We start from the raw sequence: 12,926 nt of genomic DNA on the forward strand, positions 1-12,926 counted from the left end.
CGGGGGGGTCCCCGCCCGGGCGCCCGGCCCGGCGGGGGGGGGGGGCGCGGCACGGGCGCGTGGGGCCCCCCGGGGGGGGCGGCGCGGGGGGGGCGCGCCGGGGGGAGGTGTTCGCCGTGCACGCGGCCGGCAACGGCCCCGGTGTTCATGGGCTCTGGCCCCAGGCGCTGGCGCTGGGTTACCGGGTCGCGGTGCGCCCATCGCGGCGCGAACCGCTGACGGCGCATCGGCTGGTGTGCGCGCTACGGCAGGCCGGGTTTCGCGCCGAGGACGCCGTCTATCTGCCCACCGACCATGGCGGCGCCGACGAGATCATCCGGTCCGCCGACCTCGCCATGGTGTACGGCGGCCAGGACGTGGTCGACAAGTACGCCGGCGATCCGGCGGTGATCGTGAACGGACCGGGGCGCACCAAGATCGTGATCACCGCCGACCGGGACTGGCGTGACTACCTGGACGTCATCGTCGACTCGATCGCCAACCACGGCGGCATGGCGTGCGTCAACGCCACCGCGGTGCTCTACCAGGGCGATCCCCTCCCTCTGGCCCGGGCGATCGCCGACCGACTGGCGACCATCGAGCCGCTGCCCACCGACGACGAGCGGGCGAACCTGCCCACCCTGCCCGTCGAAAAGGCGCGCGCCCTGGCGAACTTGTTGGCGGCCAAGGCCGCCGCGTCAACCCCGCTGCTCGGCGCCGAACAGGTGGTCGCCGATCTCGGGGATGGCTATGCCGCACTGCGCCCGGCCGTCCACCTGCTGCCCGAACCCGACGTCGGCACGCTCAACCTCGAACTGCCCTTCCCGTGTGTGTGGGTGTCGGCCTGGACGCGCGAGGCCGGGGTGCGGTCACTGCGGCATTCGCTCGTCGTCACCGCGATCACCGGAGACGAGACGCTGATCGACGATCTGGTCGCCGACCCGACCGTCGGCAACGTCTACCTCGGGCGCCATCCGACGTGGTGGCACGCGCCGCACATTCCGCACGACGGATTCCTGGCTGACGCCCTGATGCGCAACAAGGGCTTCATCAGGGATTAGCCCGCAATCCCCGTCGGGCCGTTACTCTCCGAAGCTGCCGTGCGGCGATGCGACCGACTGTGCGCCGGGCCCGCCCGTACCCAGATGGCTGGAGGCGAAGGCGACACCCTTGTCGATCATCGCGCCGTCGTCGGCGTAGGTGTCGTGCGCGGCGAAATTCATCCCGTCGGAGCAGACCGGGTCCTCGGTGGCGCACACCTTGACGGTCTTGTCTTGGTAGAGCGGGCCGATGACCACGGGCGGCTCGTTGAGGAAGTTCATCGCCCGCACGTTGGGCATGCCGAACAGCACCACCGAGGACACGTGGTTGGCGACGTCAGGGGACAGCGGCTTCGGGACGGTGTTGGGGTCGATGCCGTCGGGCACGGCGGCCGAGGTGACAAACCCCATCACGGCCGCGCCCTGCGAGTAGCCGCCGAGCACCATCTTGGTGTTGGGGCAGTCGTGGGCCATTGAATTGATGTGGGCGCCCGCGTCTCTGATGCCGTCGATGCCGGTATCCCATTGGTCGCTGGCGGGGTAGTTGACCGGATACACGTCGAACGACCGCCCGCCGACGCGCTGGTGCAGCGCATCGACGAAGGCCTGCCCGGTGGGGCCGACGCCGGGTGCTTCACCGGTGCCGCGGGCGAACACCACTTGCACGTCGGGACACTGGGCCGAGGCCGACGGGATAACGGAGGTGGACACGGCCGAGACGGCCACGCCCGACGCTGCGAGAACTGCTGCTGAACCGAGGGAACGAACTAATTGACGCGCAATCATGCCGCCATTGTGCCCAGCCGACACGCCCGCTAAACCCAGGAAACACCGAAATTACTGTGTTCTCATAAAATAACCGCCGCTGATGCGGACGGGCCGAGATTGGTTGTGCGCGGCGCTCATCCGGTGCGGGCGCCCGGGCGGCCTACGCCCATCGATCGCCGAGGTCTCCGGGAGCCGTCTTGGCCGGGGCGGAGCGCGGGCCCGCACCGCAATGTGGTCTGCTACTTGTAGTTACGAGCCGGGTGCACGGTGAAGCAACCGCCCGACCCCGGCTAGCGGCTCGAGTGAATGCGGCAGCGAAGTTGAACGCAATAGCGCAGGCCCTGAATACGGTCACGGACCACGTGGCCAACCCGGCGCGGGTGTCGGACCCCGACAAGTTGCGGGGCGCCGTGCTCGGCAAGACCATCCTGGTGACGGGCGCGTCCTACGGCATCGGTGAGGCGACCGCGCGCAGCCTGGCCGCCGCCGGGGCGACGGTCCTGGTGGTCGCCCGGTCCGAGGAACGGCTCTGCGACCTCACCGCGTCGATCAACGCCGGCGGGGGTCGCGCGGTCGCCTACCCGACCGACCTCACCGACGAATCCGCGGTCAGCACCCTGACCAAGCAGATCACCGAGGAGCACGGCCCGCTCGACATCGTGGTAAGCAACGCCGGCAAGTCCTTGCGCCGCTCGCTGCATGAGCAGTACGACCGGCCGCACGACTTCCAGCGCACCATCGACATCAACTACCTGGGGCCGGTGCGGCTGCTGCTCGGGCTGTTGCCGGGCATGCGCGGCAACAGCAGCGGGCACATCGTGAACGTGTCGAGCGTCGCGGTGCGGGTGGCGCCGGGTCCGCAGTGGGGCGCCTATCAGGCGTCGAAGGGCGCCTTCGACCGGTGGCTGCGCAGCGTCGCCCCGGAACTGCACACCGACGGCGTCGACGTCACCACCGTCTACTTCGCGCTGGTCCGCACCAGGATGATCGAGCCCACCCCGCTGTTGGGCAGCCTTCCAGGGCTGTCGCCCGACGAAGCCGCCGACGCCATCGCCAAGGCGATCATCGAGCGGCCGCGCACCATCGCGCCGCCCTGGGTGCTGCCGGCCGAGCTGGCCTCGGTGCTGCTGGCCGGGCCGGCCGACTACGCCGCGCGGCTGTGGCATCGCCGCTTCTTCAGCGAGCCCGATACCGATGAGGCCGACGATGACGACTGATCGCGTAGTCACCACCGCCGCCCGGGCCCTGCTGCGCTCCGGTCTGCTCGCCCCGCCGGCCCCGCTCGCGGGTTTCCGGCTGCTGCGCGAGGCACGCCGGGGCGGCACGAATCCGTACACGCTGCTGGCGGTCACCGCCGCCCGCTGGCCCGACCGGACGGCGATCGTCGACGACGACGGCGCGCTGACCTATCGCCAGCTGCAGCGAGCGACCGAGTCGCTGGCGCGGCGGCTGGCCGCCGACGGCGCTGCCCCCGGGCAGGCGGTCGGGGTGATGTGCCGCAACGGACGTGGTTTTGTGGCGGGGGTTTTCGCCGCGGCCCTGCTGGGCGCCGACGTCGTGCCGATGAGCACGGAGTTCCGCAGCGATGCGCTGGCGTCCGCCGTCGAGGCCCACCGCATTTCGACCGTGGTCGCCGACGCCGAATTCGCCGATCGGGTCCGGAGTGCGGACGAATCGGTCGTCACGGTCGATCCGGCGACCATCGGTGCCGACGAGGGCGCTCGCCCGGACGTCGCCACCCCCGGCCGCATCGTGCTGTTGACGTCGGGCACCACCGGGAAACCCAAGGGCGTGCCGCGCACACCGCAGTTGCGCTCCGCGGTGGGCGTGTGGGTGACGATCCTCGATCGCACCCGGTTGCGCACCGGTTCGCGGGTTTCGGTGGCGATGCCCATGTTTCACGGGCTGGGGCTGGGCATGCTGATGCTGACCTTCGCGCTCGGGGGCACCGTTTTGACCCGCCGCGAGTTCGACGCCGAGGCCGCGCTGGCCCAGGCGTCGCTGCACCGCGCCGACGCCTTCACCGCGGTGCCGGTCGTGCTCGCGCGGATCCTGGAGCTGCCCGAGCAGGTGCGTGAGCGAAACCCGCTGCCCTACTTGCGAACCGTGATCTCCAGCGGCGACCGCCTCGACCCCACGCTGGGCCAGCGGTTCATGGACGCCTACGGCGACGTCCTCTACAACGGCTACGGCTCCACCGAGGTCGGCATCGGCGCGCTGGCCACGCCGGCGGATCTGCGTGAAGCCCCCGAAACCGTCGGCAGGCCCGTCGTCGGCTGCCCGGTGCGCATCTACAACAAGAACGACAAGCCGGTCGGGCCGCGGGTCACCGGGCGGATCTTCGTCGGCGGCGAATTGACCAGCGAGGGCTATACCGATGGCGCGGCGAAAGCCGTCGTCGACGGCATGACCAGCACCGGCGACATGGGCTATCTGGACAACGCGGGCCGGCTCTTCATCGTCGGCCGCGAGGACGACATGATCATCTCCGGCGGCGAGAACGTCTATCCGCGTGCGGTGGAGAACGCGCTCGCCCAGCACCCCGCTATCGCCGACAACGCGGTCATCGGCGTCCCCGACGAACGGTTCGGTCAGCGGCTGGCGGCGTTCGTGGTCGCGCAGCCGGGCAGCGAGATCGACGTGGCCGAGCTGCGGGAGTACCTCAAGGGCCGGGTCTCTCGCTTCGAACAGCCCCGCGACATCAACGTCGTCGACACCATCCCGCGCAACCCCACCGGCAAGGTGCTGCGCAAAGAACTGCCCGGCTAAAAGGCTCACTCCTCGCCGGGCTCCAGGGCGGCGACCTGCTTGGCCAGCCAGTTGGGTGCCAGCGCCGAGATCGCGGTGGCACCGGCCGTCGAACCCAGCACACCCGACCAGGCCACCGGGCCCAGCGGCGTGCAGCCGAAGAACTGACTGAGCACCGGCGTCTGCACGATGCCGACCAGCACGCCGGCGCTGCCCAGGGCGGTCGCCACCACGAGCGGGCTGTGCCGTCGGGTGAGCAGCGTCTGCGCCAGCTGTGTCGTCACGAGCGCGGTCAAACCCATTGTCGCCGTGCGGCGTTCGGTGCCCGGCGTCCAGCGCCCGATGGCCCAGGCGGCCGTCGCCCCCGCCGCCGTGACGGCGCCGCGGGTCACGATCTGGCGCATCAGCGGGGCGTCGAGCGAGGGCGTCGGGCCGGTGAGCACCGCGCGGCGGTGTAGGCGGCGGGCCTCGTCGGCGGCTTCGGCGGATTCGTATTCGGCTTCGTCGGGCTCGACGTATTGCGACGTGACCGCGACCGCGAGCGCGGGGAACATGTCGGTGAGCAGGTTGACCAGCAGCAGCTGACGGGTTCCCACCGGCGCGCGGCCTTGGCCGAAGGCGGTCCCGATGATGGTGAACAACACCTCGCCGACGTTGCCGCCGACCAGGATCGTGACGGCGTCACGAACCCCGCCCCACATGCTGCGGCCCTCGACCAGGGCGTCCATCAGCACGCCGAGGTCCTCGTCCGTCAACACGATGTCGGCGGCGCCGCGGGCGGCCGACGAACCGCGACCGCTCACCCCGATACCGACGTCGGCCATCCGGATGGCGGCGGCGTCGTTGGCGCCGTCGCCGACCATCGCCGTGACCCGCCCGCAGCGCTGCAGGGCGGCCACGATCTGCACCTTCTGCTCCGGGCTGACCCGGGCGAACACCTGCACGTCGGCGACCAGCCGGGCGCACGCGTCCTCGTCGAGGCCGGCGAGCTCGGCGCCGGTCACCACCCGCGCGTCCGCCGGCAGGCCCAGCTGCTGGGCGATCGCCCGCGCGGTGATCGGGTGATCGCCGGTGATCAGCACCACGTCGCGGTCGGCGTCCACCAGCGCCTCGATCAGCGGGCGCGCCGATGCCCGGGCCGTGTCGGCCAGGCCGACGTAGCCGAGCAGTTCGAGGTTCTGCGCCGCGGCGTCCACAGCGTCGGCGTCGGTGTCGTCGTCGTCGGTCTCGTGCTTCCAGCCGCGCTGCGCGACGGCGAGCACCCGCAGGCCCTGCTCGGCCAGGCCGTGCACCACAGCCTCGGCCCGCTGCTGGTCGGCTTCCGGGTCGGCGAACTTACAGCGCGGCAGGATGACCTCGGGCGCCCCCTTGAGGACCAGCACCGGCGAGTCCGCCGGGTGCCCGTTGTCGTGGCCCACGGTGCCGATCGCGGCGGCGAAGCCACGGCTGGACTCGAACGGGACCTCCGCGACCATCTCCCAGTCCGAATCACTCTGGCCGTTCAGCGAACTCGCCGCGGTGAGGATCGCTTCGTCGGTGGCGTGCGCGTGCCCCTGGCCTTCCTGCGGCTGAGCGGACGCGCGCGCGGCGGCCCGCAGCAGGCCGGCCGACTCGGGGTCGGTCAGTTTCGGGAAGGGCTCGTGCGGGTCGACGTCGTCGGGCACGGCGCACACCACGCGCAGCCGGTTCTCGGTGAGCGTGCCGGTCTTGTCGAAGCAGATGGTGTCGACCCGGCCCAGCGCTTCGATGGTGCGCGGTGCGCGAACCAGGGCCCCGCGGGCCGTCAGCCGCTGGGCCGCCGAGAGCTGGGACAGGGTGGCCACCAGCGGCAGGCCCTCGGGGACGGCGGCCACCGCGATCGCGACGCCGTCGGCCACCGCCTGGCGCAGCGGCGCGCGGCGCAGCAGCGCCAGCGCCGATACCGTCGCGCCGCCCGCCAGCGTCAACGGCAGCACCTTGCTGGTCAGTTCCCGCAGCCGGGCCTGGATTCCTGCGGCCGTCTCGACGTCGGCGACCGCTGAGATCGCGCGGTGCGCGGCGGTGCCGACCCCGGTGGCGACGACGATCGCCCGGGCATGCCCGGCGACGATCGTGCTGCCCTCGAACAGCATGCTGGCGCGGTCGGGGTCGTTGACGGCGACGGGGTCGACCTGCTTGTCCACCGGAAGCGACTCGCCGGTCAGCAGGGACTCGTCGACCTCGAGGTCTTCGGCGACCAGCAGGCGGGCATCGGCCGGGACCACCTCGGGAGCGGCCAGGTCGATGACATCGCCGGGCCGCAGGGACTTCGCGGACACGGTCGCGGTGCGGGTCGCGTGCCGCGCGGCATCGAGCCGGCGGCGCGTCGTCGCCACGGCCGGGACGACCACCCGGCGCACCAGCTGGTCCTGCTCGGCGAACAGCTCGGCGGCGGCGGCCTCGGCCCGCAGCCGTTGCGCCCCACCGGTTATCGCGTTGACGGTCATGACGCCGGCCACCAGCAGCGCGTCGACGTTGCTGCCGACGATCGCCGACGCGGCCGCGCCGACGGCCAGGATGGGGGTCAGCGGATCCGCCAGCTCTGTCCGGGTGGCCGACGCCAGCCGGGCGATGTTGTGCAGGGGCGTGCGCAGCGGTGCCAGCGCCGGGCTGTACGACAGGTCATCGAGACGCCGCCGCCAGGACGGCTCGGTTTCGACGGCCATCGGCCGCGCGCCGCCGGCCAGCCGCGAATACACGATCTCGGGATCCAGCGCGTGCCAGGCGGTCAGCGGCTGGGGGGTGGGATCGGGCAGCCGCAGCACCCGGGTGGCCGAGAAGGTTCCGGCCAGCAGCGCGGTGGCGGCGGCTGCGTTGACCGGGTTGAGCCAGCGCCGGAAGCTCACCGGGCTGGTGCTCGCCTCCTCCTCACCGGTGACGAGCAGCAGCCCGGCGAGCGTGGTGCCGCCCTGGGCCAGGTGCACCGCCGACTCGCTGGCCGACCGGGCCACCGGGATCGCCGACAGGATGCGCACCGCGTCGGCCAGATCGGTCCCCGTGATGATGTCCGCGGTCCACGCCGTCGCGGCGCGCGGATCGTCAAGGGCCACACCGACATCGGCGATCGCGAGCGCGGCCAGGGTGTCTGTCGAGGCGAAATCCCGATGCAGTGCGGTGATCAGCAGCACCGGTCCACGATCGGCGCGCAGCTCCCGGACCACGTTCAGCAGCGGCGTGCCGGGCGGATGTGTGGTGCCGACGCTGGCGGTGAGGTCCTCGGTGCCCGCGACATGACGCAGCACCACTCGCGCACCCGTGCGGTTCGCGGTTTGGAACAGCGGAATCGCGTAGGGGTCGACCTCCCAGCCGACGTCGACACTGCCGACGCACTCGCCGTCGACGATAAGGTCGGCGCGTTCCAGGCCCTGCGCGGGCGTCGCCGACGACCCTTGGGTCCGAACCCATTTCAGTCGCGCACCGGTTGCGGGCAGCTCATCCGGGTCGGGCTCGGGCGCCTCCTCGCCGTGCAGCAGCGCGTCGGCCACCTCGTAGACCCGGTCGTCGTCCCAGCCCGGGGCGTCGCCGCGGACATGCAGGACCGCCCGGTGATCGCCGCGTAGCGCGGCGCCGTCGATGACGACCACCTTCACCCGGTCCAGGCGGCGCAGGGCGCCCGGGTCGAGCACCAGTTGGCCGGAATTGGCCAGCCCGCGGCCCAGAATCGTGGCGAACGCCTGGCGGCCCATGTGCGCGGCGCGGGGCACCCCGGCCTCGATGGCGGCGGCCGCGTCTTCGGTGCCGCCGCCGGCGACCAGCGCGCTGACCGCGGCGATCAGCGAGCCGTTGGCCGCCGAATCGACGTAGCTCTCCACCGGCCCGGCCATCGAGCCTTTGGCCTTGTCCATCGCGGCGTCGATCGTTCCGCCGACCACGACGTGGGAGGCCTCGCCGGCCGCCGCCGCGGCCCAGCTGTGCCGGGGCACCTCCGACTTGGCCGAGGAAATGACCGGGACCACCGGAGCCTGCGGCCGGTCGGGGGAGGCCAGCTGCGGCTCGCGGTCACGCCATACGCGCCGGTGCGCCGACGCCTCGGAGACCTGCAGGGTGCGTTGCGTCAGGTCGAGCAGGGGGGTGCCGAACGACTGGGTCAGGCCGTGCGCGGCCGCCGTCGTCGCGGCCAACGCGATGTCGGTGCCCACCCGGCCCAGCCGCGCCTCCAGGATCGAGACCATGCGCGGCTGATGATTGATCAGCGCGGCCGCGGCGCGGGTGGTCTGCGGCGCGGCCGGCAGCCGGGTGACCCATCCGGTGACCGCCGCCCCCATCGCGACGAGATCCATTGCCGCCGCGGTGAGCGGCACCAGAATCGCGAGCGGGTTGCCCGGGTCGGCGAACGGCGCGGAAGGCAGTTGCGGCTCCGACTTCGACCAGGTGATGTCGGCAGCGATCGAGGACACCGTCGTGCGCACCTCGTCCAGGACAGCGCCGTCGTCCGCGTCGTCGGACAGTTCGATCACCAGGCGGCCCAGTGCGCCCTCGACGTGCGCCTCGGCCACACCCGGGATCCGGCGCACCGGCTCTTCCACGGCGGGCGCGTACTCGTGCCAGCGTGGGAACGGAAGCAGTGGATCCAGGTCCAGGTGCACGCGGTGCCCGCTGTGCCAGCGCACCGGCGGCAGGACGGCGCCGGGGGAGCCGTTGGATGAGCCGTCCAACCCGATCGCGCGGCCCGTCGTCTGGGCGACGGACTGGATTACCGGGCCGGCGAGTTCGGTTACCGGGCTGGCCAACGTCTGCAGCGCGCCCGCGGCACCCGCGGCGGTGGACACACCGGCCCGCACCACCTGCGCGGCTCCGCCAGCTACACCGGCTACGACGCTGGAAACGCCGGGAATCTTCACTCGTCACCCTTCAACTTCGTCTACCGCGCCTAATGATCCTGGCGTGTGGAGTACCTGTCCACACGTGGGCGGGAAGGTAACACCGTGCGACGACACCGATGACGATGCAGGTCGGGCCTCCCGTAGAGAGCAAGGGTGCGATTACGTCCCTGCTCCAAGGTTACCGGGTTGGCGACAAACCAAACGTGCTGAACAAGCGGGGGTCGAGGAAGACGGTGATGCCGGTGACTCCGGTCGCACCGGTGGTCAGCACGTGAATGGAATGGGCCCGCATCGCACCGTCGGCGCCGCGCCGGTACTCGGAAACGGCGGGTTGCGAATTCGCGGCCGTGGGGATCATCACAACATCGCCGGGCCCGGCCAGGGCGCGTGCGGCGAGGAATCGCAGCACGGCATCCCGACCGGTGAACCACACTGGCATCGGCGGCATTTCGAGTTTGATGTCGGCCTGCAGCAGCGCCGTCAACGCGGCCATGTCCGCGTTTTCGAATGCCGCGCAATACCGGTCGAGCAATTCGCGGCGCTCGGCATCGCCGGGCTCGGACATGCTCCCCTCGGTGGGGGACAGTTCGGCGAGGTGGGCGCGGGCGCGCTGCAGCGAACTGTTGACCGCCGCGGGCGTGGTTTCGAGCAGTTCGGCAACCTCGGCGGCGCTGAACTGCACGACGTCGCGCAGGATCAACACCGCGCGCTGCCGCGGCGGAAGCTCCTGAAGGGCAGTCATCACGGCCAGCCGCACGATCTGCTTGGCGGCGAGGTCGTCTTCGGGGCTCTTGAACATCAGCGCGTCGGGGATGGGCTCCAGCCAGGCGTGCGCGCCGGCCTTCGCGTCGAAATCGGCGTCCGGTTCGATCGAGCCGTTCCCCACGCCCATCGGCAGCACGCGGCGGGCGCGGTTTTCCAGCGCCCGCAGGCAGGCGGTCGTCGCGATCCGATACAGCCACGTCGGCCACCACCGGCGTGAAGGCGTCGCCGAGCTGGGCGCCGTGGATCCGGCGACGGCCGAACGGCTGATCGACGAGTACCGGCCGCGCACCCTGGTGCTGTGCGCCGGCGCGACGCCGTCGATGCTGCCGCTGCAGGAGCAGACCTGGGAGACGTTCAGCGAGAACTGGAATTCCGACGTCGCGCAGGCGTTCCACTGGGTTCGCCAGGCACTGCTGCGCCCGCTGGCGCCCCGGCGCCGCGGTGATCGTGATGCCCAGCGGCGGCGCGCTGAACGGGTCGCCGCTGTCGGGCGGCTATGCGGGTGCGAAGGCGACCGTCAGGTTCATCACCAGTTATGCCGGCATCGAAGCGCAGCGCGCGGGGCTCGGGATCGGGTTCACCGCCTACGCCAACCGCCAAGGTGTCGACGTCGAGTCCTTCGTGCAGGCCGGCGGGCCCGCGCTCACCGCCCAGCAGGTCGGCAAGTCGGTGCTCGAGATCGCGACCGGCGAGCCCACCGGCCAGGACGCCTACCTGCTCACCTCCGCCGGCCTCTCGCCGCTGGCCTGACCATCCGAGACCGAAAGGCACACAGCGATGAACACACCGCCGATCGTGTCCGCCCAGCAATGGGCGAGCGCGCACCGGCAACTGCTGGCGAAGGAGAAGGAACTCACCCGGGCCCATGACGCGCTCGCGGCCATGCGGCGCCGGATGCCGTGGACGGCCGTGGACAAGCGCTACGAGTTCGACGGACCCGAAGGAAGGGTCGACCTGCCGGGCCTGTTCCAAGGCAGACGTCAGCTCGTGGTGTACCGCGCCTTCTACGGAGCAGGCATCGACGGCTGGCCCGACCACGCGTGCCGGGGCTGCTCGATGATCGCCGACCATGTCGGCAACCTGGCGCGCCTGAACGCCCGCGACACCACGCTGGTGTTCGCCTCGCGTGCGCCACGGGCCGACATCGAGCGTCTCAAGGCGCGAATGGACTGGAAGATGCCCTGGTACACGATCATCGACGACTTCGACGCCGATTTCGGGGTAGACGAGTGGCACGGCACCAACGCCTTCATCCACGACGGCGACAGGGTGTTCCGCACCTACTTCGTCAACAACCGCGGTGACGAGGCTCTCGGAACCACATGGAGCTTCCTCGACATGACCGCCCTGGCCGCCAGGAAAACTGGGAGGATTCGCCGCCGGGCTGCCCGCAGACCGCTCCATACGAGTGGTGGGACTGGCACGACGCGTACGGCGAGCATGAGCCGTCGCGGTGGTTCGGCGAGCCCGACCCGAACGACCCCAACGACCAACGGCCGCCGCGCGAGAAGTAAAGGGCGTCAGGCGAATTGCAATTTGGTTCGGAAAACACGAATACGCGGTAGCCGTCGGACGGCTACTCGCGCATTATTCAAGGCGACCGGAATTCGTCAGAGAATTCGGTGGTGTGCCCTGTCGACCTGGTACCCGGCCGGGAATGACTTTTCGATGACCTGCAGGTGGTGGTCCACCCTGGACTCCAGCTCGAGAACCACGCAGCTATCGCCGAGCGCCTTTGATTCGAGAACTATGTACCGCTGACCACAATCGGTGATCGGGTCGCCCGAGTGCAATTTCTCGACCGGCACCGACTCCGGAGTTGCATCTGCCTCCATCCATGACACGTTAGGTCAATTCCGTGGGGGAGGGAATAGACCGCTATGTGGCGCCGGAGGGCCGCTGCTTGAAAAACACGCTGACGTGAGAGATCAATCCGTCGTCGTCTTGCTCGAACAGAATGCATTCGGGCCACGTGGTCGCGACGCTGTCGATCTCGAATGTCTCGGACAGCTCGGCGTACGACACCCGGGAGTCGTCCACATGCGAGATCCGCCGCACGTGCAGCTGATGGCCCTCCAGCTCGGTGCACACCGTGCGCAGGAAGGTGACATAGCGCGCCTTGCCCTCGACCACGTCGCAGAACGGCCCCTCGCGGGTCAGGCCTTCCTCGGCGATGGTGTCGGCCAGTCCGGCCCAGTCGTGAGCGGCGAGGCATTCCAGGTAGCGCTCGACAACTTGACCTTGGGTGCCCATGTCTTCTCCCTCGCTCGTGGGTCCACGGTAAGCGCGGCGCCGTCGTCGGGCTAGGTTCCTGTTATGAGCTGGTGGACCGTCCACGCCGATCGGACCCTGTCTGAACAGGTGCCGGCGCCGCCTGATGCCGTCCGCGACTTCTACGTGGACCTGAACAACATCAAGCTGGTGCACCCGCTGATCGTGTCCGTGGAAACGGTGTCCCGCAGCGAAACGCCGGACGGCTACCAGCAGACCTATCGCGTGGTTGACCGGATCCCCTTGGGGCCGTTGACTATCCGAACCCGCTATCAGGCCCGGCTGCGGGTGCCCGTCCGTGGCGACGTGTTGACCGAGGCCGACCAATCGCCCGGGGTGCGGCTGCGCGGCAGGGTGAGCTTCGAGCCGGTCGACGGCGGCACCCGCATCACCGAGCGGATTTCGATCGCCGCGCCGCGACCACTTGCCGGGGTGACCATCCGCGAAGGGGTCAGGGCGCACGTCAAGATGCTGGCCGGCATCCGGAGTCACTTCGAGCCCGGTTGATCGGATG

At 70.7% G+C, this 12,926-nt stretch carries 10 protein-coding genes and 1 pseudogene; 6 read left to right on the forward strand and 5 right to left on the reverse strand.

What is annotated here, in order from left to right:
• Positions 1–1,040 (forward strand): aldehyde dehydrogenase family protein (locus ACYQ8K_RS20800; RefSeq protein WP_459971953.1); only part of this gene is annotated, 1,040 nt, incomplete at its 5' end.
• A gap of 21 nt (positions 1,041–1,061) precedes the next feature.
• Here ACYQ8K_RS20800 and ACYQ8K_RS20805 read toward each other — a convergent pair.
• Positions 1,062–1,805: a cutinase family protein gene (locus tag ACYQ8K_RS20805; protein ID WP_459971954.1), complete on the reverse strand. Its 744-nt coding sequence runs from the start codon at positions 1,803–1,805 to the stop codon at positions 1,062–1,064.
• 302 nt (positions 1,806–2,107) lie between these two features.
• Between ACYQ8K_RS20805 and ACYQ8K_RS20810 the strand changes: the two genes are divergently transcribed.
• Together ACYQ8K_RS20810 and ACYQ8K_RS20815 are read left to right on the forward strand one after the other, a co-directional pair.
• Positions 2,108–3,004, forward strand: a complete 897-nt coding sequence (locus ACYQ8K_RS20810; protein ID WP_459971955.1) for an SDR family NAD(P)-dependent oxidoreductase — start codon at positions 2,108–2,110, stop codon at positions 3,002–3,004.
• Positions 2,994–4,556, forward strand: a complete 1,563-nt coding sequence (locus tag ACYQ8K_RS20815) for an AMP-binding protein (RefSeq protein ID WP_459971957.1) — start codon at positions 2,994–2,996, stop codon at positions 4,554–4,556. Before ACYQ8K_RS20810 ends, ACYQ8K_RS20815 begins: the two co-directional genes overlap by 11 nt.
• A gap of 5 nt (positions 4,557–4,561) precedes the next feature.
• Here ACYQ8K_RS20815 and ACYQ8K_RS20820 read toward each other — a convergent pair whose 3' ends face one another.
• Together ACYQ8K_RS20820 and ACYQ8K_RS20825 are read right to left on the reverse strand one after the other, a co-directional pair.
• Positions 4,562–9,394: an HAD-IC family P-type ATPase gene (locus ACYQ8K_RS20820; RefSeq protein ID WP_459971958.1), complete on the reverse strand. Its 4,833-nt coding sequence runs from the start codon at positions 9,392–9,394 to the stop codon at positions 4,562–4,564.
• 160 nt (positions 9,395–9,554) lie between these two features.
• Complete coding sequence (locus ACYQ8K_RS20825; protein ID WP_459971960.1) at positions 9,555–10,430, reverse strand: RNA polymerase subunit sigma-70; 876 nt, start codon at positions 10,428–10,430, stop codon at positions 9,555–9,557.
• 161 nt (positions 10,431–10,591) lie between these two features.
• On the opposite strand from ACYQ8K_RS20825, the gene ACYQ8K_RS20830 reads away from it, so the two are divergent.
• Together ACYQ8K_RS20830 and ACYQ8K_RS20835 are read left to right on the forward strand one after the other, a co-directional pair.
• Positions 10,592–10,891 (forward strand): hypothetical protein, encoded by a 300-nt coding sequence (locus tag ACYQ8K_RS20830; RefSeq protein ID WP_459971961.1) that lies wholly within the window; start codon positions 10,592–10,594, stop codon positions 10,889–10,891.
• 27 nt (positions 10,892–10,918) lie between these two features.
• Positions 10,919–11,655: pseudogene (locus tag ACYQ8K_RS20835) on the forward strand (DUF899 domain-containing protein).
• 96 nt (positions 11,656–11,751) lie between these two features.
• Here ACYQ8K_RS20835 and ACYQ8K_RS20840 read toward each other — a convergent pair.
• Complete coding sequence (locus tag ACYQ8K_RS20840) at positions 11,752–11,976, reverse strand: hypothetical protein (protein ID WP_007769504.1); 225 nt, start codon at positions 11,974–11,976, stop codon at positions 11,752–11,754.
• A 43-nt stretch (positions 11,977–12,019) separates the two neighbouring features.
• Entirely contained in the window at positions 12,020–12,394 is a 375-nt protein-coding gene (locus tag ACYQ8K_RS20845) for a nuclear transport factor 2 family protein (protein WP_459971963.1), read from the reverse strand.
• Positions 12,395–12,457: 63 nt separating this feature from the next.
• On the opposite strand from ACYQ8K_RS20845, the gene ACYQ8K_RS20850 reads away from it, so the two are divergent.
• Complete coding sequence (locus ACYQ8K_RS20850) at positions 12,458–12,919, forward strand: SRPBCC family protein (RefSeq protein ID WP_459971965.1); 462 nt, start codon at positions 12,458–12,460, stop codon at positions 12,917–12,919.
• Positions 12,920–12,926: the final 7 nt, after the last annotated feature.

The sequence above is a fragment of the Mycobacterium sp. MUNTM1 genome, from assembly GCF_054660795.1.

Bases quoted from the DNA above. Each gene is read 5' to 3' on its own strand.
- ACYQ8K_RS20840 (WP_007769504.1), bottom strand. From the start codon at position 11,976: ATGGAGGCAGATGCAACTCCGGAGTCGGTGCCGGTCGAGAAATTGCAC.
- ACYQ8K_RS20805 (WP_459971954.1), bottom strand. From the start codon at position 1,805: ATGATTGCGCGTCAATTAGTTCGTTCCCTCGGTTCAGCAGCAGTTCTC.
- ACYQ8K_RS20815 (WP_459971957.1), top strand. From the start codon at position 2,994: ATGACGACTGATCGCGTAGTCACCACCGCCGCCCGGGCCCTGCTGCGC.
- ACYQ8K_RS20845 (WP_459971963.1), bottom strand. From the start codon at position 12,394: ATGGGCACCCAAGGTCAAGTTGTCGAGCGCTACCTGGAATGCCTCGCC.
- ACYQ8K_RS20850 (WP_459971965.1), top strand. From the start codon at position 12,458: ATGAGCTGGTGGACCGTCCACGCCGATCGGACCCTGTCTGAACAGGTG.
- ACYQ8K_RS20830 (WP_459971961.1), top strand. From the start codon at position 10,592: ATGCCCAGCGGCGGCGCGCTGAACGGGTCGCCGCTGTCGGGCGGCTAT.